This window comes from uncultured Leptotrichia sp. (genome assembly GCF_938036635.1).
GTDB lineage: Bacteria > Fusobacteriota > Fusobacteriia > Fusobacteriales > Leptotrichiaceae > Leptotrichia > Leptotrichia hongkongensis.
Genome location: NZ_CALHQO010000290.1, coordinates 1 through 21,509 on the forward strand (window position 1 = coordinate 1; position 21,509 = coordinate 21,509).

Consider the following 21,509-nt stretch of genomic DNA (forward strand, 5'->3'; position numbering starts at 1 on the left):
TTCGTTCCAGATGTGCTTTTCTGTATCCCAGTCCGGATAAAACAGATTAGGATTATTTTTAAACTCTTCCAAATCAGTAATAATCGGTCTCGCTATTATTTCGAGACTTTTTTTGTTGTAGATTACAACATTCATTTATTTTTACCTCCTTATACTCTGATGTTTTTTTACTTAACAAAATATGAAACATTTGCATAAATTGTACCTTGAAAGTTAATTGATGACTCCCAGGTTATACGCCCGTCTGCCCCTATTTTTATAGTTCCTGAGTTATTGCTGTTCCAAAAAGCAACTGGGGCAGAAATATTTGAGTTCGGACGATATCCAGCCGGCAATGTCGCCAAGACAGTCCCTCTGGACAGGGAGCCCGTCAGATAATAGTTGCTGTCCCAAGTAAGAATCACTAAATCCCCTTTTTTGGAAAGTGCAATCCCTTTTTCAGCCACAAACTTAGTTTCGGTTTTGGAAAAATCTTCCACTCTATCTGAAATTGGCTTATTGCTTATTGCCCTAAATTTAGTAACATCGTTGTAAGTCGAATTCGTATCTGTTATGCATTCGTAATAGAACTTAGTCACGTTATCAAAGTAAAATTTCCCTTTAACTTTGTTACCAGTATCTTGAATGTTTCCACCAAATTCTATTCCTATGATTTTTGATAGTGCCTGCATTTCCAAATATCTTCTGTCTGCTGACTCTCTTGTTAAATAAGTCATAGAATTATCTATTGTTACATTCAAATTAGCAGCCTGATCGATTATTATGATACATTTTTCTACTATGTCTATTGCATTTTTCCCATTGTAAACTGGAATATAGTCACCATCTGTTCCTTTATTGTATGCATACAATATTTCAGTTCCTGAATCGTCCTGAGCATATATTCCCATTTCTGATATTTTATAAGAATTTGTTATTGTGCTTTCTCCTGTCCCTGTCTTATTCGATACTATAAATGTGAATTCCACTATTCCATTTTCTTTTCTTCCGTAACTGTTCACAGGGAATTCATTCCTTTTATCTAGTAAATCTGTTAATTCCCTGTCATTTCCTGTGTTGTATCCTGCTCCAATCTTAAACTTTGTCACATTTATTTTTGTCTCGTTGTTTATTGCCTTTGCAAGAAGTTCTCTTCCTTTGTTAGTCAATATCCAACCTATATAATTAGCCATTTTACCTCCTTATCTAATTCCTATTGTATTTTCTTTTACAGTTTTCCTTCACTTAAATTCTGCTCCATCCAAGGCAGTTCAAAGTTTCGTTCATTTAAGATGTTAATTATCTGCTTTTCAGAAAATATCCCTATATGCTTTCCAAACTCTGCAGTTCTATCAAATGTCAATGCCTCAAGCCAACTTCTTTCATTCTTGTACTCGTTTACTACATCTAGTACTTTCAAATAATCCTTTTCTTCTTTAAGCTCTCCCAATGTAGATATTTTAAAATACCCTGGTCGTCCACCATACTCAAACCATTCTTTTATTTCTGCATTCCCAAAGAGTATTTTACAGATAGCTTTTACACTCCCAAGCGTTCCTTTGTTAAAATGGGCTATTACGGCTATTTTTACTAGTTCTTTCTTACTTTCAAGACTAGCATTTTCTCCGACATAGTCGACGTGATACTCCATCAATCTCAGTTTCTTCAAGCTTATCAATGTTCAGAAAAAACTTATCTATAATCCTTTTCTTCTGATTTGTTATAGCGTAATCTATAGATTCATAAATCCATCTTGTCCGTTCATCGGTCAGAGTTGAGCTTGCAGCTATATAAGTTAATTTTAAATCCTGTATAGTTATCATAGCTCTTCAACTCCCTGATAATTGCTTGTAATCCCATTATTTATAGCAACTTGATTAAAATCTAATTTTTGAAAAGTTGGATTTCTTAATACAGCTCTTTTTACTCCAGCTATTTTTAATCTTTTAATCAGCTCATCTGGATTTATGTCTTTGCCTATTTTTTCTTTCTGCCATTCAACATATTCCTGAACCGTTTTGTCTACGTTAGATTTGATGACATTTACAAGAGTTTCATTATCTTTGTCAATATAATAGTCAAAATCTATCGAATAATTAATTTTATTCGGCTCTTTAATGTTCACGTTGTCAGTCAAAGGACGCACATTTTCTTCATTAAGCACCGCCTTTACCTTTTCCTTGAGTTCCTGGCTTACAGCACCTATGTCAGTCCATATATAGATATCTACATTGGTCGCAGAGGGCGAATGAACTTTAACATCTATAATGTTTGTACTTGCTGTCTTAGTCCAAAAAGTGTATGCTCCCGAACTTCCAGCTGTGGTAAAGCTCTCAGGAATTTCCCTTATTCTCTCTCTGTAGCTTTCATCTGCTTCTTCATTTGTCCCTGAATTACTTTCTGTAATGTTTTCAACCTTTGCATAATTAGGGAATATATCAACCATATCCTTAATTTGCCCAACCGGAATACCGTTTCCAATAATTCCAAGCGTATTACATGTAGCTTTTCCGTCAACTGACAGATTTCCTTTTGTTATCTTGTATTCCTCATCTGTTTCAAAATAAAGCTCGTTGTATCTAATTCTTGAGCCTTTTGGAATTACAGTATCTGTTGTTTGAATGCTTGAAATATAGAATCTAAATGTAGCTACTGCTGGCTGTTCGATAAGCCTTTTACCTCTGTTTCCGTAAAATTCTCCCTTCAAATCCAGCCTTTCATTTCTTGCAAACCTTAAATAATTCTGCTTAATATCATCGTTGTATTTTTCTTCTAGTAAAGCCAGCTGATACGCTACTGTACTGAAAATTAATGTCTCAGGGCTTGCTTCTGTCAAGCTCCTTCCGCTAAGTTCCTGAAATTTATTAATCATATCTCTTTTTATTTCCCAAGCATCACTGTCTATCGCTTCATATTCCTCAAAATTATCCAATATTTATCACCTCAATTCCCAGTTCAATATCAAAATCATTATTGTGTTTATCTATCATTTTTATTTCTGTGGTTTTTAAAATTGCCCTCGGCTCATATTTCCTGAACATCTCAAGCAACTGAGACATTATTTTATTTTCCACAACGTTTATATTTTTATCTATTAAATCGCTGTCAAAACTGAAATCACGGTTAAGTGGCTGTTCTTCCTTACAAACTCTTAAAAGCATTCCAACATTTGTTACAACTTCCTCAATATAATTTTTGGGAGAATAATTTATTTCCTGATTAGATGAAACATGTATCACTATTTACCTCCAATCTGATTTCTTAAAAAATTTAACAAGATCTGTCTGTCGGTTTCAGAAAAATTTTTAGCATAATCAATCATTTCATTAACTTTATCTGCTGTAATCATTCCAGCCCTTACTAAATTCATCAGTTCATCAATTTTGGCATCTTTTTTGATTTTTTCAAGCTGGCTCAATATTTCTTTTTTCTTGTTTTCTGCGATTTGAATAGCTTTATCTACTTTTTCAAGCGTGCTGTCTACTTTATTTTTTACTTTTTCCGCAAATTCCTGTAATTTTGTTTTTTGCTCAATTTCAACATTTGTAGCTTCTACTTCAACAAGCTCTTCCTACTCTTTCTTTTGTGCTTTTAACTGTTCTATTATCTGATTATATTTTTTAGGATTATCTATATATTCCTTTAACGTCAAGTCTAAATTTATATAATCAAATTCGGAAGTTTCTCTGTTGAAATAAGAATTCTTTTCACTCATATCTATTATCAAAAACGGAAAAGCTCCAAGTGTCTGTCCTCCTAATGTTAAATAACCATACTCTCCGAACTCCCACATAGTCTTTATTTTATCAAGCTGTTCCGATGGTGTGGTTTCATGTATTAATGAAGAAATTAATGTAATTCCAAAAGTTATTTCCGTTAATTCCCTGCCTTGATGCCTCAGCATACCAGGACCATATATTGGGTTATGTTCAGAAATTTTAGATTTATATGATCTATTTATCTGATTATTAATTGAAAATACTTTCTTGTCAGATACTTCAAATATTACATCTCCAAGACTTCCTATCATTATTCAGGTCCTCCAGTCATATCTCCGCCAGCGGTTACTCCATCATGTTTATGCGTATTAAGATTAATACTTCCACCAGTTTTTGTAGTTCCGCTGACTTCTAAATCTCCATTAATTAAAATTTTGCCGATATTCAAAGTCAACGTGTTTTTATCATAGCTCCAGCTTCCGCCGTCAGAAAAAGTCTTTTTTATTTCACTTTCACTACTAGAAGCACCACGCATAGGACAACCAAGCACAACTCCCTGTTCAGGCATTTCAGAAAAGAATAAGCAATAAACAGTTTGTCCTAGTCCAAGTGTATAATTATCACTGTGGCTTTCAGAATAAGGAACTAACACATTAAGCCAGTCCGTTGTTTTATCGTCGTCGCCCTTTAACAGAACTCTTACTTTTCCAGTTTTTGAATCTATTGCACTCACTTCTCCTGCTTTTAATGTTTCAATCAATTTAACCACCTGCCTTATCACTTTTTTGTAACAAAAAAATCACAGCTAAATTAATAACTGTGATTTTAAATATTTTTAATTGCTATTCTAACAGCCCCTCCATAACTTCATTATGAAACTGCTCTACTTTTTCCGCTATTTCTAAAAATAGTTCTTCGTAATCTGATTTCAAATCTCCTATTATAACACTTGTATCTATCTGCTGCATTGGTATCGAAACCATTCTATGTGTCCTAATATACGATAATCTAGTCAAGTTTATTTTAGGAAATTTTGACGGATCTATTTCTATATCATATACTGGATTTACATTTATTCTGTTCGGAATAGTTGAAATAGGAAGAACTACATAATCATCATTTTCAGGACTTCTTAATACTAAGGCAGGTCTTGATTTTATTGAATTTCTATGTAATCTTGTATCGTAATATTGAGTTAAACATCTAACTATTTTTCCTACCATCAAACCACCGCTTCATAGTCGTCAAATTCATCATAGTACATATCCCACACATAGTCATAAGGTCTTACTTTCTTTGCGTCTTCTCTTATATCTTCAGTTTGAATTTTAATCCTTCCGTTTTCTTCTTTTTTAAGCCCTTTTCGAGAATTGAGCCAAGAAATTTCCTTATGTGTTAATGCACTTAACTTCCACGATGCTAATGCTCCGTATTCTTGAATTACATTGTTTATTATGTATTTACTTTCACTTTTTATGTCTTCTGTTTCATAGTTTATTCCATCTGTTGTGTAAGAAGTTCGCACCTCTCTTGATACAGGTCCATACTTCCAGCCTTCAAACGTCTCATTAAAAAGAGGTTCATTTAAAATAGCAATTGTTTCCCTTTGGGAAAAATACAGCAACTTCTGTAATTTCATTTCATCAATAATTTCTCCTGTCACTCTTTTATATTCATTAAAAATATATTGAGCAACATTTATTATTTTTTCCATATCGCTACCTCCTCTAGTTATCATTTGACAACTAAATTATATCTTAAAAGTAGCAAAAGTGCAACAGAAATTTAGAGTTTTTTTGACTAATATCAAAATATTACAAACCACAGTTATTATATTTAATTGTAATTGTCCTATGCCAATCTATTTTTTCTTATTTCTAGCTTTCCGTCTTCTTTTCTTACCAGAACTCTTGTTGCCTTTACCTTTTCTGCCTTTAGATTTAGCCTGTTTTTCTGCTTCTTTTTGCCGTTGTTCCTCTTTAGTCTGAGCAATCGAATTTTGTTCGGCATTTTCTCTTGCTCCAAGTTTCATAGCATTGATTTCACAGGCGTAGTCACCAGTTACATTATGCGTTACTTTATCTATTACATATTTACCTTCAAATTTTCCCCAACTCTCATCTAGTTCTATTATTGCTCCTGCCAAATATTTAGTATTTCCATCAACATTTAAAGTTATCTGATATTCCTGTTTCATGTTTTCTTTTAATGTTTTTTTGGCTACTTTCTTGGCTGTACTTTTCCCTTTTGTCTTAATTTTTAAAGTTTTCTCTTTTTTACTTCTTCCCTTTTTACCTTCAGCTTTATTTTTTAACTTCTCTTTCGATTCCTTAACTGTTTTTCCTTTTTTGGAGGAATTTTTACTTCCTGTTTTTTTACTTTTTTCCTTTTTAAAAGACGCATAACTCATTTTTTACCTCTTATTTTTTCTTGGATTTAACCTTTTTACTGGACTTCTTATTTTTAGAAGATTTGCTACTGTTCTTTGATTTTTTATTTTCTGATGATTTTTCTTCTGAACTTTCAGTTGTAACTTGATTACGTTTTTCAAGTTCTTTTTTTGTAATAATTTCCTTAATAACTTTTTTCTTGTCAGGATCATAATATGAAACTTCAACATTATCATAAATTTCCTTATTTTTCTTTTTCAAGCTGAAACTTCTTATTCTTTCATCATTAATATTAAAAATCTCAACAGTATCATTCTTTTCCATTTCTTCATCATCAAAAATGATTATCTTGTCATCAGACACCTTCATATTTAACCCAGTTTCCTTGACAACTCTATTAATAAAAGCCAAATCCGTTTCTTGATTCTGATCTAGCCTTTCAAAAAATTCGTTATCTGCATATATTTCCGCATTCATTTCATGCTTATTTGCAATCTGTGTAACAAGCTCTTTTAAAGTTATATTCTCCCAAGCAACACTATTTTTCTGATCTCGAATATTCTGATCTAACGGTAAAGCTAAACATTTCAAATTAAGCCTGTCATTTTCAAATGTCGGCTCATCTACATAAAACGTTCCCAAATCCAAAAAATCAGTTTCATTTCCTGTTTCTTCGTGAATTCCCACAAGAAGTTGAGCATTTTCGTCAGGATACCATTCTTTAAGCCAGCGATAATCCAAATTTTCCAGTTCCAGCTCTAGATCATCTATTGCGTTCTTAGAATTGTCGGTATAGTTTAGAGACGAAATAGAATGTGCTATCTCATCAGAAATATCAACTTTGTTAAAAATAACAATTACTCTTATATTTCTAGCAAAAGCCACTTCTATTCACCTCTTTTCCAAGGCGGTAAATTTTCATCATCTTCAACTTCTTCGGAAATTTCGGGAATAATAATAGGAACATCGGCATCGAAAATGGCAATATCAATTAATCTTAAATTGCTTCTTATAAGATCATGGAAATACCCTTCACTTCCATAAACTTTGTAGGATATTAAGTCCCAAGTGTCGCCTAAAACTGTTCTGTACACTTTTACCTTTGCCATTATCCAAATGCCGTCCTTTCTTTTTTGTTTTTAACTTTCGCCAATGCTCTCATTACCGCTTTCTCAATTGCACTTGTATCAGCATTTCCATTTACTGTTATACTAATATTAATAGTGTCTCCGCCACTCGAACCTTCATTACTTCTAAGCCCCGACATCCGCTCTTTTAGTCCACTAATTTTATCTCTAAAACTATTTCTAGTTTCACGATTATTCAAGATTTGAGTACCACGAGGTAAATTCAATAACATTTCGTGTTCTGCTAAGAAAGCTGGTTTACCAGGCATTTGGATTAATTCTGCTCCACGCTCTGCTACTGTTGTAAGTCCTCCGCTCCAGTAGTTAGTTCCCGCTGCATTTTTACCAAATAATCCACCAACAGCTCCAAGTCCGCCAGAAACTAAACTTTTTAAATTGTTCCATTGATTCTTAAACCAATCAAATAATCCATTAAAAATACTTTTTGCACCATTGACAAATCCACTAATTCCTGATTTTACGCTTTCCCAAACGCCTGATACAATTCCAGGAATTTCATTCCATTTTCCTGTAAAAAATGCTATAAATAAATTGAATACTCCTTTCCAAACGGCTATTGCAGTTTTTATGGCACTACTAATCATTTTGAAAACACCACCAGCCACAGTTGACAAAAACTTAAATGTAGATCCTAAAGCTCTTACTGCCGAAATTGCTAATCTTATAGCTACAATAATTACAACTTTTATTATTGTTCCTATCACAGATAACACAGGTTTTAAACTGTTCCATACATTCCTCATGTGAGGTCCAGCCTGTTTCATCTTATTTGAAACCCAAGTTATTGCTTGCCCTATTCCTTGTTTTATCGTTCTGCCCAATTCTTTGACGTGTGGCATTATCTGTTTCATTGCATTATTTACTCCATTTCTAAACCACGTAGATTTATTGTAAAGTATTACAAATATTGCTATTAATCCAACAATTGCTCCTATTATAACTCCAACAGGATTTGCTAAAAATGCCATTTTTATCGCTATACCTACACTTTTTATTATTCCTATTGCACCTCGCAACATTTTAAAAGGATTTAACATTAACTTAAATATCTTAATAGCTGAACTTCCACCTAATTTCAATCCATTAAAAGCAAGCTTTACCATATTTATCGGATTTAACATTGTTTTAAAAGCACTTCCGCCCGCTTTAATTCCACTTACTAATCCATTAAATCCAGCTTTTCCAAGAGGTTTTAAAGCAGCTCCAATCTTGCTCAGTACAGGAAATGCTATTTTAAATCCATCAGCAAAATTTCCAGCAACTTTAAATTTATCAAAAATTAACATTCCTTTTGATATCCCGCTAAATAAAGGCGCAAATCCTTTGGCTAATCCACCAATTCCTATTTTAAATGCTGCAAATGCTGCTACACCCTTTAAAATATTTGTAGTTAATTGCGGATGTTTTTGAATAAATTGAGAAAATTTCTTGATTAACGGACCAATCGAATTTGCAACTTGAACTAAACTAGGTCCTAAAGCAGAACCTAAATCTACTCCCATGTTAATAATTCTATTTTTTAAAGTTGAAAAAGCATTTCCCATTGTCTTTAATCTTTGGTTGTATTCCTTATCAACACTTCCAGCTGTTTTTGCTCTGTCATGAGCATTTCTCATATTTTTACTGACTTCATCAATATGTTTTGCCAATTCAGAGGCTGATTGAATAGATTCTTTACCAAACAACTCTTTAAGAGTTGCTGCTTGGACATCTTTTGGCAACTTCTTAATTCTTTGAAAAACATCAATTAGTGTTCCTTCTCCGTCTTTTGTCATTCTTTTAGCAACGTCTTCTGCATCTAGTCCTAATGACTTGAAAGCGGCCGCTTGTTTTTTAGTCGCCGAAGTTCCAGCCATCAAACCTAATGAAATATTTTTTAAGCCAGTTGCTGCCACTTCCGACGGAACACCAAAAGAAACCAAACTTGCTCCTAATCCTGTAACTCCCTCTTTAGAAATACCAGCCATTCCACCCAATCCAGCTACTCTGCTTGAAATATCTGCTACTTCTGGAGCTGTGACAGCCACGGTGTTTGCTAAATAATTAATTACATCAGCATATTGCATTACTCCGTTCTGGTCTAAATTTAATTGTGCCCTTGTTTTTGCCAAAAAGTTTCCTGCTACCTCAGTGTTCATATCAAAAGCAACTTTAATTTTAGCTGCATCTTTAGTATATCTTTCCAATTCATTTGTTTTTATTCCCGCTTGAGCTCCTGCTCCTGCAATTTGAAATAATTCTACTTGAGATAGTGGACTATTTTCACTAAAATTTCTCATAGCTTTGTAAAACCCTGTTTCCATTTGTTTTGAACTAAAATCAGCAACTTTTTTTAAGTCTGCTTGAGCATTTTCCAAGTCAACTGCTAATTTAACAGGAACAGCCAAAGCTCCTGCCATTCCATACCTTGTATTATCTGTTTATCACCAAAATCATTCATTTTTCCGGCAAATTCTTTTCTTGCTTCATATTTACCTTGTATTTCTTTCAATTTATTCATTTTCTCAAGTTCTTTATCAACTTCTTGAGCTTTATTCCTATAATTTTGAAGACTTGCTCCCTCGGCTTCGATTGCACTTCTTGCGGCTTCAAACATATGTTTCTGCCGTTCTTTCTGTTTATTTAGAGTTTCTACAGCTTTTTCAGTCTGTTTAATTTGTTTTGCTAAATCCTTGTTTTCGTATCCACTTTTTTCATATTCAGCTTTCAGTTTTTCCAAATGTTCTTTTGTAGCTTTGAATTGTTGAGTGATTCTATTATAACTTTCACGAATTTTATCCATTTTTTCAAAAGACTTTTGAGTTTTTTGTAGTTCTTTAGTTTTTTGATCCAGTTCCTTTATGCTTTTACTCGCATTTTTCATAGCATTTGCTACCTGCATCATTCCTGAAACTGCACCAGCTACTGTTGCACCTAAAACTAAATTTAACTCTAAATTTTTAGACATATAACCCCCTTTTCTTTGACGAAAAAATAATTAATCCACCTTTTTTATTCACTTTCTTCTTCCCGTCTTGCCTTTTCGTCCTCAATTAACTGATTCGCCCTTAATATCCAATAATCTAATTCATCAAAGGTACAGGACATTAACGTTTCATAGCTCATATTGATTTTGAAATAGTTAAGTCCTGCAAGCAAATCTGTTATCAGATCCAAAAATATTTCTACATCTCTGTTTGTGGCTGGGTTTCTCTGTTCTTTTTCTCCTCTTCTATATCCCAGCCTTTCGTCAAAAACTTTTTAGTCTGATTCAAAATTTTCAAAAAGTCTGAAGCACCAAGTTTTAATAAATCTCCGTATTTAATTCCTGAAGCCTTTTCTGCAACGCTTAATCCCCAAGGGTCATCGAAATCCTTAAAACTTTCTGCTGCTTTTCCTGTTCTCATTTTGTAATTTCTTGAACATTCCAGCAAATCATTTCCTGTTAAACTGTCAAAATCCAAGTTAATTTCCTTATATTTTTTACTTCCCAAAGTATATTCTTTTGATAATTCAATAATCATTCCTATCCTCCTTAAATATGTCCTAACAATTTTCTGACAATATTATTGTAATCACCATTTACGCTAGCGATTCCGTTCAACACATCTATATTGATAATTGTTTTGCCGTTTATAGTTAGTTTGTAATAAGTCAAGCTCATATCAAATGAGCCTTCAAATTTTTTACCATTCTGAACTTTTGGTCCATCAAATTTGGTAATAAATCCTTTCATTGTAGCGTCTACTCCAGTTATTTTTGGAGAATGCGTCATTCTATTTAATTCTTGCAACGCTCCAAGACATTCAACTTGAATAGAATCACTATTATTAAAGTTCAGCAATGTATCGTTCATGCTGTCCATTTTTATTTTTACAGACATTTTTTTATAATGCCCGATTAACGGAGCTTCAAATTCTGCCGCCATTCCAAGCTGTTCTGTTGTTACCGTTGCATATTCAATGTTCGGAAGTTCAACTTCCCCGACACCTTCAAGATTGTTTGTTCCATTTATGTATAAATCGGCATCCACAATCGCTAAAGGTAATTTTGTCTTTGCCATTTCCTAATTCCTCCTATTTTCCTAAACTGTTTGCAAACTCTGTTAATGCGTCCACATCATATTTTTTCTTAAATGTTGCCGATTTCATCCCTGGGATAACTCCTAATTTAATAATCCAAGTAATATCGCCGTTCATAACATTAATTGCGTCATTATCTTCACTTGATAACGTTGCACTCGCACTTAACAAATCATTTCTAGCTACAATAGCATTCAATCTGATATTCATTGATTTTGTTACTGTTTCAGCTAATTTTTTAGAGAATGTTTTATCCACTTTATCAAAAAGACTTATAACCAGCTCGTTTCCTATATACTTAAACATTCTACGAGTTTTTATGAATTTGTCTTTCGGATCTGTTGCCATTGGATTAAGTGCAGTTTCAGTCCCCCAACAACGCCAGCCTTTGAAATTAATAGCTGTTACTACTCCGTTCTTGTTTAAAAAGTTAGCCTGCTGCTCCTTATCTAAAATTATTTCCTCAAGTTTTCCGTTTGTATTTTTCCAATATAAACTGTCACATTTATATGCAAAATTAGACGGCACCTGTGAAGGTACTCCGTTTTTTTCATTATCCACTGATAATGATAACGCCCCATACTGAATAGACTGAATATATTTTTTACCAGCCAGTCCCAACATTCCATATAACACAATTTGATCATTCCCATTAATATTATTATCATCTTTCCATTTTGGAATTTGGTCATAAGGCTTATCAATCGGTGCATTAATCAACGCAACCGCTTCAAACATATTCCCATTTATATTTTTAGATTTTGTTTGCATAATCGCCGCAACTTCACTATCGTTTGAAAAATCTGGAATATCAATGAAAGCCGGCAATTCCGAATATTTTAAATAAACTTCATCTAATAATTCTAATCCAGTTCTTTTCATTGTTGAAATATCATATCCACCTAAAGCCTGAGCTTTTGTTACTTTTGACAAGTCAATTTCTTCATATTCAATATCAATTTTAGTCCCATTCGATGGTTTAGCATATATTTCAAGCCCTTCATCCGTCCACATCGTTACAGCGTCTGAAATAACTTGTGATGTTGCATTTTCTTTAACTACTAATGTATCTGTTATCAATTTGTGATTTGGAATAACAGCTTTACCATTTGTTAAACTCAAATCATTTTGAGTTTTTTTAACTGTTTTATGTTTTTCAAGATCCAAGATATTCACAACATAAAGCGGTGCTACTTTATACAACTCAAAAAATACTTTTATTGCTTGCGAAATTGAAAAATCCAAGTCGTAAGTATCTCCAAAATACTGAATAGCTTCTTTATAAGTTCCTAATCTTACAATCTCGTTCACTCTTCTGTTTTCTTTTTTTACTTTATTCATCGGTGCAGTCCCTACAATAAAATGTCCGTAATCAAGCACTATCGGTAGTGATATATCACTCGATGTCTCAGTTTGATAAGTTCCGTGTTTATAACCCATTATTCAGCCTCCTCTCTTATTTGGTCTTTAATTTGCTGTGTTACTGTTTCAAGCAATTTTTCATTTTGTAATGCTTCACTAGCTTGATTAACATCCACCAAAGTTCTTTTCAATAGCGGATATTTCTCAAGTTTTGTTTCAATTACTTCATTGCTGTAGTAAATAACACCTTTTGTAAATCTAATATCTTTAAATTCCAGCGTATCTCCCAAATAAATATATTGCTTTTTATCTTCCATTATTCCTCCTTCAAAATTTCAGGCTCAACAGGATAATCCCAAACCGTAAATGTGATTCTTGAAAATATGAAATCTCCAAACTCGTCGCTATATAAATCGCACTTAAATTCTTTATCTTCCCGTATCGCCCAACCTCTTTCATCATAAACTTTAGTTAAAAGTTTACTTCTAATTTCTTCGCCTTTGTAAAGATTTTCAATATAATCTTCATTTTTAGTCCCAACTATTATTTCAAAAGTAGCGTCGCAATCATAACTGTCCATTCCTTCCGTAATTTGCCTTGAACTCAAAGCTCTTAATGTCACACAAGGAAAAAACGGCTTTTTCTGTCCCGTGTTTTTATCAATTTCACCATATCTCCTAACTGGCAATGCCCCTCGGAATATTTGATAATCGGTATCTTTAAATTCCTCACACAAAAAGTCATACAAACTTTTTTCAATAACTTTAATACCCATAAATTACATTGACAAGAGTCTATTCAACTCGTGTTCAAACCTTTCGTTTAATTTTTGAGACATAAATTCATCAAGATCAGGTAACCACGTCGTAGGTCCTAACATTTGTGGAGCAGACGGTCCATATTTTCTTTTAATTGGCAATCTTCCACTTCCCTCCCTTTCAAATGCTCCTAAGTGTCCGTCTCTATAAGCTATAAACGTATTACCGTTAAGCATTATTCCATTCCCATTCTTTACTGTTGCTGTTACTGGTGTTCTACCAATTCTCGTACTTGGATTCAATTGAAAATTATCAAGTCCTAAATAATTTCCTTTAGAATTAATTTGTGCTATCAGCTTGGCAGGAAATGCTTTGTTAGCAGTTAATCCTTTTAATAATTCACCGTATTTAACTGTATAAATTTTTCGTGCATTTCTAACCATACGAGTTTTAGTCATACTCGAAACTCTATTCAAAGCGCTCGCCAATGCCCTCGGAGCTTGTTGCGGAAATTCAATAAACTTATTCTCTATATCATTAAGAACGCTTTCATCAAATTGAATTGTAAACATCTAAATCAACTCCTAATAATCCGTGTATCTATACAAATCAAGTTCATACATACCAAAGTTCTCTTTACAGTTTGCAACTATCCATTCTTTATTGTCAAAATCTATCCTCATATTGCCTTCAGGCTTATACTTCAAATATTTTTTATCAATAAATACTGTAATTCCTTCCTTGTAAAATCCATTTTCTATTGTTAATTTCCCGCTAATTTCCTTTTCCTGAAAACTGTCCTCATCTGTCACGCAAATAACATCAGTACCGTTCAAATTATGCGTTTCTCCAAACTCTTCTGAATTTAAAAATGTATTTTGTATATCGTTTTCTAAAATATTTTTAAAATTCATGCTTTTTGCCTACTTTTTCTTATTTTTATCCGTTTTAGATTCAGAATCTGACACTCCTGTTTCTTCAAGAATGTCATTTGTATCTGCTTTTTTATTGTCTTTTTTCTCTATCAGTCCTCTATTGATACAATTTTCAATCACATCTTTTTCCAGCATTTGAACTTCTTCGCCGATATTTTGTATTTTTCCGTCATAAATAAACGATTCTTTAACTATATATACTGCCATCAACCATCACCTACTTAACTTTTAGAACTTTCAATGATTTCGTGTTCAAAGGAATTGTTACTGGTTTTGACATTGTACGGATTGTGATAGTATCATTTTCTTCCTTTGTGTAGGTTCTAGGGATTAAATCCCCTTCCAAAAGTCCATCTTTAATTGTACTTACAGCTCCAAATTTTACTAAATTGCCTTTTGGTGCAAATAAAGCTGTGTAATCTGGAATAATTGCTTTTGTCTTAGTTTGTTTTGTAGATTTATCCACATAATCGTAATATTCTTGATATTCAAAAATATCAATTCCTAATCCAGTCAATGTACCAATATAACTTGCACCATTTACACCCTCAACTTCAGGTCTTATATCCCCAAAATAAGCATTTCTAAGATTCATCATATTTTGTACAGCTTTATTATTAATAAATAATTCCGCAGCCAACGGGTCAAGAATTATGGCTTCTGGTCTAGTTCCTCCAGCTTTATTAATTTCGCTTAATACAGCCTTTATATCTTTAATTGGGTCAGAATTAGCATTGTCCCAAGTTGAAGCGACGGTTGTATGATGTTCCGTAGAAGAGTTATCATAATATTTGATTGTGTCTGATATTCCTTCTCCGTCGATTGTAGTTTGTAATTTATATAATGTTTCAGCTGCCATAGCCTCCCAACGTCTTGCAATCTGTTCGCTTTGTTCCTGCAAAGTTTCGGCAATTTTTTTTTGTCTTTTTGTATCAGGATCACTTTGTGAAAACGGATTTTCTCCTGGCAATCTTTCAAAAGTCAACTCATCTGCGTGAAACGTCTTTTTAGGAGCGACTGCATAAGGTTTGAATGTTCTTCCTGAAAATGTATCTTTTGGCATTTCCTCTCCGTCAACATATCTATCGACAAATGGAGCCATCAATCTTCTACCATTTTTAAATTCAATAGTTACTGTTTCAGTATCCAAATTTTCCCTATTTGCAAAAAACGTATCAAATAAAAATGTTCTTGGTCTCGGCATTGCCTCTGTTACTAAAAATAATGTTCTTAAACTCAAATCTAAATTCATGCTCATTGTTATTCCTTACCTCCTAATGTTCTTAAATAAATATTTCTGTCGCTACATAATTCAATTACTTTTTCCTCTGTTGCCGTACCAAAGTTCACTTTATCAATATTAAATTCACCTTCGGTATAAACAGTTGTTTTTGCAGTAGCTCCAGTTGCATCTGCATCTCTTGTAACAATTCCAAATACTTTTCCAGTATCGGTTATTATCGCACCGTCTTTATCCACAATATCTCCTCTTTTCACAGTTTTTCCGACCTGTAAAACGAGTTCTGCTACAACCAGTTCCTTTTTCCCAACAATCAAATGATCTGGCTCATTTGTATAATCATGTTTCATATTTATTTACCGCCTTTCTTAAAAAATGCTAAAATTTTATTTGCTGCTTTTTGCTCATCATTAACTCCATCATCATTACCTTTCGGCATATTGTTAAGTGGTTTCCCTTCATCTTGTATCCTGTTAAGTTTATTTTGATTTTCCTGTTTCATTAAACTTACAATTTCCAATGCTAAATCTCTAGCATTTTTAGGCTCTTTGAATTTAGCTTTATCAACTACTTCGTGGTTATATCCTAAATTCTCGATTTCCTGTATCCTTGTTCTTTCTTCCTTTACTCCAATTTCTTTTCCTTCATTTACAATTTCGGCATAAATGTCAGGAAATTGTGCTTTTATTTCATCTTTTGTCATTTTTCCACTTCCTTTTCCGTTATTTTTTATATTTTTATCAACATTAAAGTTTTTAAACTCCGCCATATTAAATACCATATTGTTTGAAATAACCTTATTTTCTACAACTTGAATATCTGTATTTTCGATTATTTCATCAATAAACCCATATTTCAACGCTTCTTCAGCACTTAACCAGCTTTCACTATCCATAAGTTCTGATAATTTTTCTTTATCAATATTAACTTTTTGCAAATAAGTTTCCGTTATCGAATTTTTGTATTTTTCAAGTACATCTGCCTGTTTTCTCATCTCTTCTGAATCCCCCATTGCAATTGTTGAAGGGTTATGTATCATAAACAAAGCGTTTTTAGGCATTCTAACTGTATCTCCAGCACACGTGATTAAAGTAGCCGCACTTGCTGCAATACCATCAATATTTACAGTTACTTTGGCTTTATGTCTTCTCAAAGCATTATTAATTGCAATAGCAGTGTCAACTACCCCGCCATTTGAATTAATATAGACATTAATATTTTCTACATCTAAGTCAGCTAAATATTCTGTAACTTCCTTAGCACTTATGGTATCACCCCAAAAACTTTCAGCTATATCACCATATAACATCAATTCGGCATTTTTATCATCGTTTTTAACTATATTCCATATAGTTTTATTCCTCTGGCTCATTGTTTGGTGGTTCGGTATAAATTGTCCCATCCAAAATCACTCCTTTCTCATTTGCTATTTTTTGTTCTTTTGCCAATATTTTTATATTTTGTTCAAAATCTCCCCCATTTAATTCAATAGTTTCACGGCTTCTCGTTGATAACCCGGCATTTATTCTCAAAATTGCCGCATTAACTTCTTTCGTAGGATCTAACTGTCCTTGTGATGTTCCACTCCAAATTGCGTTACTGTATGCTTTTCTAATCAAAATGTCATTTTCAAAATCATTTATTTCTACTCTTCCTAGTAAAACTGCCTCTCTTAGCCACTCTTCATAAACAAGTTGGCAAAAATTTTTAGCAAACCATTCACGTTTTTTTCTAAAAGTTTTCCACGCTTCCAATAAAGCTGCTCTACTTGCTGAATAGCTGCTTGTAAAGTGCATTATCATAAGTTCATAAGGAATACCCAAGCTACTTCCGATTTGTCGTATTATAGCCGTCATAAATGGCTCAAATTGTGCATTAGGTCTTGCCGGATTTACAGATGTCGCTTTTTCCCCCTTATTAAGAGTTACTATTGCACCACTTGAAAGCTCCAACGTTCCAGATTCTTCGTTTGCTATGGCATCTTTTTGTCCGACGTTCGATAAATCCCCTGGATTTGTTTGAGGTATATCAGCTGATTCAATAAAAATTGTAAACATACTGCTTATAATTGCACTCGTTAATTCTGCATTTGTATATCTATCAAGTTGTTTCAGACTTTCCATTACAGGAGCTAATATTGGCACGCCTCTTACTTGTCCTGGACGCTCCGAAGTTGTCAAATGGATTATATTTAATTGGCTTTCACTTCCATACATTTTTACATATTTATGTTGATTCGTACCCATAATTTCGTCGTTTGGATTATGTTCCTGAATATAGTAACCATCAATACGTCCATTTTTGTCAAATCGTACTCCCTGAACAATAGAAGTGTCGCTCATTTTATTGCTTGGAGTATTTACTCTGTCAGGCTCAATTATGGATAATTTCAAACTATACGGATTTTCTGGAGTTTCAAAATAATTCAAATGAATAAAACATTCTCCATTTAACAACGTTGTCAAAAAAACTAAATCTTGAATTTCGTAAAAGTTAAGTAAACCTGTTTGATCTATTTTAGAATTACTCCATAAATTAAATTCTTTTTCAATTTTAGTTTCTAACGTTTCTATCTCATCTTCGGATAAGTTTACAATATCTGAATCAATACTTGATTTTAATTTTAATCCTGAACCAACAGCATTCATTTTCATTGTATTCAAAGCTCCATTAGCTAGAGGTGCCCCCATATATAAATCTCTGGAACGAGCCACAAGTTTTTCACGGTAGTTATAAATGTCGTTCTTCACTCCACCGAGAGAAGCAAACCATCCTCTCAAAGATTTTTTACGGGTACTCGCCCCATGTTCTCCATAACCTTTATTCATTATTTTTTGATTTTGGTTAAACAGCTTTAGCCTTTCTCTTGCTCCAGCCATCTTTAATGCTTTTTCTGGATTAAATACTCCTACTGCCTTATCAAATAAATTCAATCATTTCCACCTCCTAACTATTACAAATCTCTTATTATAACCTGTACAGACTGTGTACGCCGTCCACTGTTTTGTGCAAGCGTTAAATTATGCTCCCATAATTGTCTAGCTTTTATAATTTCGGTTAAGTCTGCCCTAGTCAATTCTCTGCTTCCAATTTTATAGCTCTGTCCCAACAATACAGACTTTTCAGCCTTAATATATGAATTTATCATTTCTTTGCAAGTTTCTACACTATACATTTTTACCTCCCTATATTCCGCTACGAATTATTCGCCTACCATTATTTCTTTGTTGTGTCCTAAAATTATTAAGCACATCCGTTGAATACCGTATATTTAAGTTAGGATTCGCTATTCTCAATGCCGCCTGTGCATAATTTCGAATGTCCAAAGGCTCATTTCTTTTATCTCCGATTGTTTTCCACTCGATTTTAGCTTGCCCTTTGCTAAATGTAACAATTTTTATTTCAGAAGTAAGTCCTTTAAAATAAACTTCATCATATCCACGCTTAGGGTCGTTTGGATAGTGCATATATTTTTCTCCTGGTTTCTCAACTTTTAAATTACTCATTATTGAATCTTTTCCAGTATTAACCCCAAGCACAAATAACGAAATACCACCTTTATTATTTTTACTTGGACGTGAAATAAGAGGTCTCCCAGTTTCTCCGCTTCCTTTTATTCCAAAAATATTCAACTGTTCTCTTGCTTTTACATACCTGTAAACATCATCAGTATGATGTCCGCCTGTATCAATACAAGTACAAGCAACTCTTATTTTCTCTCCATTCTGATATTCAAAATCTCTCATAAGAAATTCATCCAATGTATTCCATACATACGGCAATGCAGGATTTCCCATAATAACTCTATAATAAATTCCCCAACTTTCTTCTCCTGGTCCCCATCCAACAATTTCAACTTCAAGCCTGTCATCTTGAACGTCTACACCAGCAGTCAATACCGTAACTTTATCAGGTATTTCAATATCATTTATCGTACCATCTTCTTCGTTTATGTATTCTCCATAATCCTCAGCTCTCGCTTGTATTTTTTCAAAATCAAATCTTTCAACCTTTTCTTCAAAACATTCTCCGAGAGCTGTATTAACAAATACCTTCATAAGTTGTTCATCGCCTTTGGCTTCTTTAAATTTTTGAATAATGCTTTCCCATTTTGAAAACGGACTATAAAGTTCTGAAATATGAAACCCCCGTACTTGATAAGGATCTATTTCTAAATTACTTCTTCTCCACTCGCCTTTAATAAGATTTTTTTTCCATTCATATTCACTTGAAGATTCCAAACATTTTTCACATTTATGTGAGACATTTTCAAAAATTATATTTTTCCACTCCAACTTAACCATTTCGCCACATTTTGGACAAGGTATGTAATATTCTTCTTTTGTACTGTTTTCATAAGCTAATTCTATTCTACTCCCACCTTTAATTGTCGGAGTGCTTGTTAATACTATCTTTTTATTAGCCCAAGTTTTTGTTCTTTCAATTGCCAAATTTAAAGGGTCACCCTCGTCTTTTACATTAGACGGAAATCTATCAATTTCATCAGCAAGTAAAATTCTAATCGGTCTACTTGCCAATTCAGCAGCTGAGTTACTTCCTGTTAAAACAATATAACCACCTGCAAATTCCTTTTGCCTTTTTGTATCTCTTGCATTATCATTTTCAATAATTTTACTTCTTAATTGCGGTGTCGATTGAATCATATCGTTAAGTCTTGTGGTTGAAAAATCTTGTGCCATATCTTTAGTCGGCATTAAAAACATTATTGGTGAAGGCTCATAGTCAGCATAATATCCAACAGTGTTCATTAAAATTTCTGTTTTAGATAATTGGGCTCCGTATTTCATAATAACTCGTTCTGTTCTCCTATCGGATATAGCCCTCATAACTTCTCTTTGAAAAGGTACTCTGTCAGTCCTCCACTTACCCGGTTCAGCTGAACTTTTAGAACTTAAAATTCTATATCTATCTGCCCATGTATCTATTGTTAATTTTGGCGGAGGTTTTAAAACTGAAAATATTTTCTTAAATAAATCATTTGCCTTTTTTAGATCTGCCACGTTTTCCTTTTCCAATTTCAACTCCTTCCTGTTCTTCCTCATCATCTTCTTCAATAAAGTTTTTGTTTTTAAACAATTCTGGACTATATTCGCTAAGTTCTTCCAATGCTTCAACTATTGAATCTTGTATAACTTCCTGGATCTCTCCCAAATTATCCAAAGCAATTAATTGCGGAGCTAATCTATTTGATAAAGACAATAACCTTCCTTTCAAATTCACAAGACTACTAGTCATCACTTTTTCAATAATACTTGCCGAATGTAACTGGTTTTTAAGTTCTTTTATTTTTAAGCCCTTTAATTCAGTTTCTTTTTTTATTTTCTTTATCTCTTCCTTGATTTTTTCATCTTTCAGATTCAAATCCACATCATTTTTAGATTCTATATACTCAATATATCCTCGAACGCTTTCCAATAATAAATACTTACCTTTTTCCGTTTTTTTTATCACTCCTTCATTAGCCAAATTCCGAAGGTGTCTATCTGTTATTCCCAGTAATTTAGCCAATTCTGTCGCTTTTATTATTTGATTTTCTTTTATTAACATAACACCTCCTTCGGAACGGAAATGAAATTTGAAAAAATTAGTGTACAAATTTTTTCTGGGGCTTCGAACCCGTTCGCTCTTTTTTGTCTCTCCAGAAGTACCTTTTTTATTTTTTCATCATCTTATCTTTTGCTTCCCGTCATCTATCTTTGTATCCAATTTGTAAGTTCAAGGCCCTCATCAATCCTTTTTCTATATAACTGATATTACTAATAATTTCTTTTAGTCTTTAAAACAAAAAGAGCCGACTTATAAATAGACTATATTTCTATAGTTTATCTACAAATCGGCTCATAACCACTTTTACTCTTGCCTTTATCCTATTGTACTTTTCTTAATTCTTCTTACT

Annotated in this window: 30 protein-coding genes; all 30 read right to left on the reverse strand. The window is 33.1% G+C overall.

What is annotated here, in order from left to right:
* Positions 1–167 precede the first annotated feature (167 nt).
* A complete protein-coding gene (locus Q0370_RS05680) occupies positions 168–1,172 on the reverse strand; it encodes a phage tail protein (protein ID WP_299573224.1) in 1,005 nt (334 codons plus the stop codon).
* Between the two features lie 35 nt (positions 1,173–1,207).
* On the reverse strand, positions 1,208–1,648 hold the full coding sequence (locus Q0370_RS05685) for a phage tail protein (protein WP_299573227.1): 441 nt from the start codon (positions 1,646–1,648) through the stop codon (positions 1,208–1,210).
* 150 nt (positions 1,649–1,798) lie between these two features.
* On the reverse strand, positions 1,799–2,911 hold the full coding sequence (locus Q0370_RS05690; RefSeq protein WP_299573230.1) for a baseplate J/gp47 family protein: 1,113 nt from the start codon (positions 2,909–2,911) through the stop codon (positions 1,799–1,801).
* Positions 2,904–3,218, reverse strand: a complete 315-nt coding sequence (locus tag Q0370_RS05695; RefSeq protein WP_071124846.1) for a hypothetical protein — start codon at positions 3,216–3,218, stop codon at positions 2,904–2,906. Before Q0370_RS05695 ends, Q0370_RS05690 begins: the two co-directional genes overlap by 8 nt.
* Positions 3,218–3,397: a hypothetical protein gene (locus tag Q0370_RS05700; protein WP_299573237.1), complete on the reverse strand. Its 180-nt coding sequence runs from the start codon at positions 3,395–3,397 to the stop codon at positions 3,218–3,220. The genes Q0370_RS05695 and Q0370_RS05700 overlap by 1 nt, the downstream gene beginning before the upstream one ends.
* Positions 3,398–3,550: 153 nt before the next feature.
* Complete coding sequence (locus Q0370_RS05705; RefSeq protein ID WP_299573240.1) at positions 3,551–4,009, reverse strand: phage tail protein; 459 nt, start codon at positions 4,007–4,009, stop codon at positions 3,551–3,553.
* Complete coding sequence (locus tag Q0370_RS05710) at positions 4,009–4,458, reverse strand: phage baseplate protein (protein WP_299573243.1); 450 nt, start codon at positions 4,456–4,458, stop codon at positions 4,009–4,011. The genes Q0370_RS05705 and Q0370_RS05710 overlap by 1 nt, the downstream gene beginning before the upstream one ends.
* Before the next feature lie 82 nt (positions 4,459–4,540).
* On the reverse strand, positions 4,541–4,921 hold the full coding sequence (locus Q0370_RS05715; RefSeq protein WP_094079842.1) for a type II toxin-antitoxin system PemK/MazF family toxin: 381 nt from the start codon (positions 4,919–4,921) through the stop codon (positions 4,541–4,543).
* A complete protein-coding gene (locus Q0370_RS05720) occupies positions 4,921–5,412 on the reverse strand; it encodes a Panacea domain-containing protein (RefSeq protein ID WP_036060578.1) in 492 nt (163 codons plus the stop codon). Before Q0370_RS05720 ends, Q0370_RS05715 begins: the two co-directional genes overlap by 1 nt.
* 147 nt (positions 5,413–5,559) lie before the next feature.
* On the reverse strand, positions 5,560–6,108 hold the full coding sequence (locus tag Q0370_RS05725) for a hypothetical protein (RefSeq protein ID WP_299573252.1): 549 nt from the start codon (positions 6,106–6,108) through the stop codon (positions 5,560–5,562).
* Between the two features lie 10 nt (positions 6,109–6,118).
* The gene (locus tag Q0370_RS05730) at positions 6,119–6,973 is read right to left on the reverse strand and encodes a phage late control D family protein (protein ID WP_299573254.1); all 855 of its coding nucleotides are present in this window, start codon (positions 6,971–6,973) and stop codon (positions 6,119–6,121) included.
* A gap of 2 nt (positions 6,974–6,975) precedes the next feature.
* Complete coding sequence (locus Q0370_RS05735; protein ID WP_299573257.1) at positions 6,976–7,182, reverse strand: tail protein X; 207 nt, start codon at positions 7,180–7,182, stop codon at positions 6,976–6,978.
* 14 nt (positions 7,183–7,196) lie between these two features.
* Positions 7,197–9,635, reverse strand: coding sequence for a phage tail tape measure protein (locus tag Q0370_RS05740; RefSeq protein ID WP_299573259.1), 2,439 nt, complete (start codon positions 9,633–9,635; stop codon positions 7,197–7,199).
* Entirely contained in the window at positions 9,602–10,183 is a 582-nt protein-coding gene (locus tag Q0370_RS05745) for a hypothetical protein (RefSeq protein WP_299573263.1), read from the reverse strand. Before Q0370_RS05745 ends, Q0370_RS05740 begins: the two co-directional genes overlap by 34 nt.
* Positions 10,184–10,227: 44 nt before the next feature.
* A complete protein-coding gene (locus Q0370_RS05750; protein ID WP_156906978.1) occupies positions 10,228–10,392 on the reverse strand; it encodes a hypothetical protein in 165 nt (54 codons plus the stop codon).
* A gap of 8 nt (positions 10,393–10,400) precedes the next feature.
* Positions 10,401–10,739: a hypothetical protein gene (locus Q0370_RS05755; protein WP_299573270.1), complete on the reverse strand. Its 339-nt coding sequence runs from the start codon at positions 10,737–10,739 to the stop codon at positions 10,401–10,403.
* An 11-nt stretch (positions 10,740–10,750) separates the two neighbouring features.
* The gene (locus Q0370_RS05760; protein WP_026748617.1) at positions 10,751–11,278 is read right to left on the reverse strand and encodes a phage major tail tube protein; all 528 of its coding nucleotides are present in this window, start codon (positions 11,276–11,278) and stop codon (positions 10,751–10,753) included.
* Between the two features lie 13 nt (positions 11,279–11,291).
* The gene (locus Q0370_RS05765; protein WP_299573274.1) at positions 11,292–12,737 is read right to left on the reverse strand and encodes a phage tail sheath protein; all 1,446 of its coding nucleotides are present in this window, start codon (positions 12,735–12,737) and stop codon (positions 11,292–11,294) included.
* A complete protein-coding gene (locus Q0370_RS05770) occupies positions 12,737–12,976 on the reverse strand; it encodes a hypothetical protein (RefSeq protein WP_299573277.1) in 240 nt (79 codons plus the stop codon). Before Q0370_RS05770 ends, Q0370_RS05765 begins: the two co-directional genes overlap by 1 nt.
* Positions 12,976–13,434, reverse strand: a complete 459-nt coding sequence (locus Q0370_RS05775) for a hypothetical protein (protein WP_299573279.1) — start codon at positions 13,432–13,434, stop codon at positions 12,976–12,978. Before Q0370_RS05775 ends, Q0370_RS05770 begins: the two co-directional genes overlap by 1 nt.
* 3 nt (positions 13,435–13,437) lie before the next feature.
* Positions 13,438–13,989 carry a hypothetical protein gene (locus Q0370_RS05780; protein ID WP_299573282.1) on the reverse strand — a complete coding sequence of 184 codons (552 nt, stop codon included), beginning with the start codon at positions 13,987–13,989 and terminating at the stop codon, positions 13,438–13,440.
* Positions 13,990–14,001: 12 nt separating this feature from the next.
* Positions 14,002–14,331 (reverse strand): hypothetical protein, encoded by a 330-nt coding sequence (locus Q0370_RS05785; protein ID WP_299573285.1) that lies wholly within the window; start codon positions 14,329–14,331, stop codon positions 14,002–14,004.
* 9 nt (positions 14,332–14,340) lie between these two features.
* Positions 14,341–14,559 (reverse strand): hypothetical protein, encoded by a 219-nt coding sequence (locus Q0370_RS05790; protein WP_299573288.1) that lies wholly within the window; start codon positions 14,557–14,559, stop codon positions 14,341–14,343.
* Positions 14,560–14,569: 10 nt separating this feature from the next.
* Positions 14,570–15,610 carry a major capsid protein gene (locus Q0370_RS05795; protein WP_299573291.1) on the reverse strand — a complete coding sequence of 347 codons (1,041 nt, stop codon included), beginning with the start codon at positions 15,608–15,610 and terminating at the stop codon, positions 14,570–14,572.
* A gap of 2 nt (positions 15,611–15,612) precedes the next feature.
* The gene (locus Q0370_RS05800; RefSeq protein WP_026748625.1) at positions 15,613–15,942 is read right to left on the reverse strand and encodes a hypothetical protein; all 330 of its coding nucleotides are present in this window, start codon (positions 15,940–15,942) and stop codon (positions 15,613–15,615) included.
* 2 nt (positions 15,943–15,944) lie between these two features.
* A complete protein-coding gene (locus Q0370_RS05805; protein WP_248615373.1) occupies positions 15,945–16,994 on the reverse strand; it encodes a head maturation protease, ClpP-related in 1,050 nt (349 codons plus the stop codon).
* A complete protein-coding gene (locus Q0370_RS05810) occupies positions 16,948–18,525 on the reverse strand; it encodes a phage portal protein (RefSeq protein ID WP_299573298.1) in 1,578 nt (525 codons plus the stop codon). The genes Q0370_RS05805 and Q0370_RS05810 overlap by 47 nt, the downstream gene beginning before the upstream one ends.
* 20 nt (positions 18,526–18,545) lie before the next feature.
* Positions 18,546–18,767, reverse strand: a complete 222-nt coding sequence (locus tag Q0370_RS05815; RefSeq protein WP_026748626.1) for a DUF6148 family protein — start codon at positions 18,765–18,767, stop codon at positions 18,546–18,548.
* 10 nt (positions 18,768–18,777) lie between these two features.
* Positions 18,778–20,628: a phage terminase large subunit family protein gene (locus Q0370_RS05820; RefSeq protein ID WP_299573305.1), complete on the reverse strand. Its 1,851-nt coding sequence runs from the start codon at positions 20,626–20,628 to the stop codon at positions 18,778–18,780.
* The gene (locus Q0370_RS05825; protein WP_299573307.1) at positions 20,588–21,160 is read right to left on the reverse strand and encodes a MerR family transcriptional regulator; all 573 of its coding nucleotides are present in this window, start codon (positions 21,158–21,160) and stop codon (positions 20,588–20,590) included. Before Q0370_RS05825 ends, Q0370_RS05820 begins: the two co-directional genes overlap by 41 nt.
* Between the last annotated feature and the right edge of the window lie 349 nt (positions 21,161–21,509).

Bases quoted from the DNA above. Each gene is read 5' to 3' on its own strand.
- Q0370_RS05780 (WP_299573282.1), bottom strand. From the start codon at position 13,989: ATGTTTACAATTCAATTTGATGAAAGCGTTCTTAATGATATAGAGAAT.
- Q0370_RS05785 (WP_299573285.1), bottom strand. From the start codon at position 14,331: ATGAATTTTAAAAATATTTTAGAAAACGATATACAAAATACATTTTTA.
- Q0370_RS05805 (WP_248615373.1), bottom strand. From the start codon at position 16,994: ATGGGACAATTTATACCGAACCACCAAACAATGAGCCAGAGGAATAAA.
- Q0370_RS05800 (WP_026748625.1), bottom strand. From the start codon at position 15,942: ATGAAACATGATTATACAAATGAGCCAGATCATTTGATTGTTGGGAAA.
- Q0370_RS05680 (WP_299573224.1), bottom strand. From the start codon at position 1,172: ATGGCTAATTATATAGGTTGGATATTGACTAACAAAGGAAGAGAACTT.
- Q0370_RS05770 (WP_299573277.1), bottom strand. From the start codon at position 12,976: ATGGAAGATAAAAAGCAATATATTTATTTGGGAGATACGCTGGAATTT.
- Q0370_RS05720 (WP_036060578.1), bottom strand. From the start codon at position 5,412: ATGGAAAAAATAATAAATGTTGCTCAATATATTTTTAATGAATATAAA.
- Q0370_RS05755 (WP_299573270.1), bottom strand. From the start codon at position 10,739: ATGATTATTGAATTATCAAAAGAATATACTTTGGGAAGTAAAAAATAT.
- Q0370_RS05765 (WP_299573274.1), bottom strand. From the start codon at position 12,737: ATGGGTTATAAACACGGAACTTATCAAACTGAGACATCGAGTGATATA.
- Q0370_RS05790 (WP_299573288.1), bottom strand. From the start codon at position 14,559: ATGGCAGTATATATAGTTAAAGAATCGTTTATTTATGACGGAAAAATA.
- Q0370_RS05725 (WP_299573252.1), bottom strand. From the start codon at position 6,108: ATGAGTTATGCGTCTTTTAAAAAGGAAAAAAGTAAAAAAACAGGAAGT.
- Q0370_RS05705 (WP_299573240.1), bottom strand. From the start codon at position 4,009: ATGATAGGAAGTCTTGGAGATGTAATATTTGAAGTATCTGACAAGAAA.
- Q0370_RS05740 (WP_299573259.1), bottom strand. From the start codon at position 9,635: ATGGCAGGAGCTTTGGCTGTTCCTGTTAAATTAGCAGTTGACTTGGAA.
- Q0370_RS05775 (WP_299573279.1), bottom strand. From the start codon at position 13,434: ATGGGTATTAAAGTTATTGAAAAAAGTTTGTATGACTTTTTGTGTGAG.
- Q0370_RS05745 (WP_299573263.1), bottom strand. From the start codon at position 10,183: ATGTCTAAAAATTTAGAGTTAAATTTAGTTTTAGGTGCAACAGTAGCT.
- Q0370_RS05825 (WP_299573307.1), bottom strand. From the start codon at position 21,160: ATGTTAATAAAAGAAAATCAAATAATAAAAGCGACAGAATTGGCTAAA.
- Q0370_RS05815 (WP_026748626.1), bottom strand. From the start codon at position 18,767: ATGTATAGTGTAGAAACTTGCAAAGAAATGATAAATTCATATATTAAG.
- Q0370_RS05795 (WP_299573291.1), bottom strand. From the start codon at position 15,610: ATGAGCATGAATTTAGATTTGAGTTTAAGAACATTATTTTTAGTAACA.
- Q0370_RS05760 (WP_026748617.1), bottom strand. From the start codon at position 11,278: ATGGCAAAGACAAAATTACCTTTAGCGATTGTGGATGCCGATTTATAC.
- Q0370_RS05715 (WP_094079842.1), bottom strand. From the start codon at position 4,921: ATGGTAGGAAAAATAGTTAGATGTTTAACTCAATATTACGATACAAGA.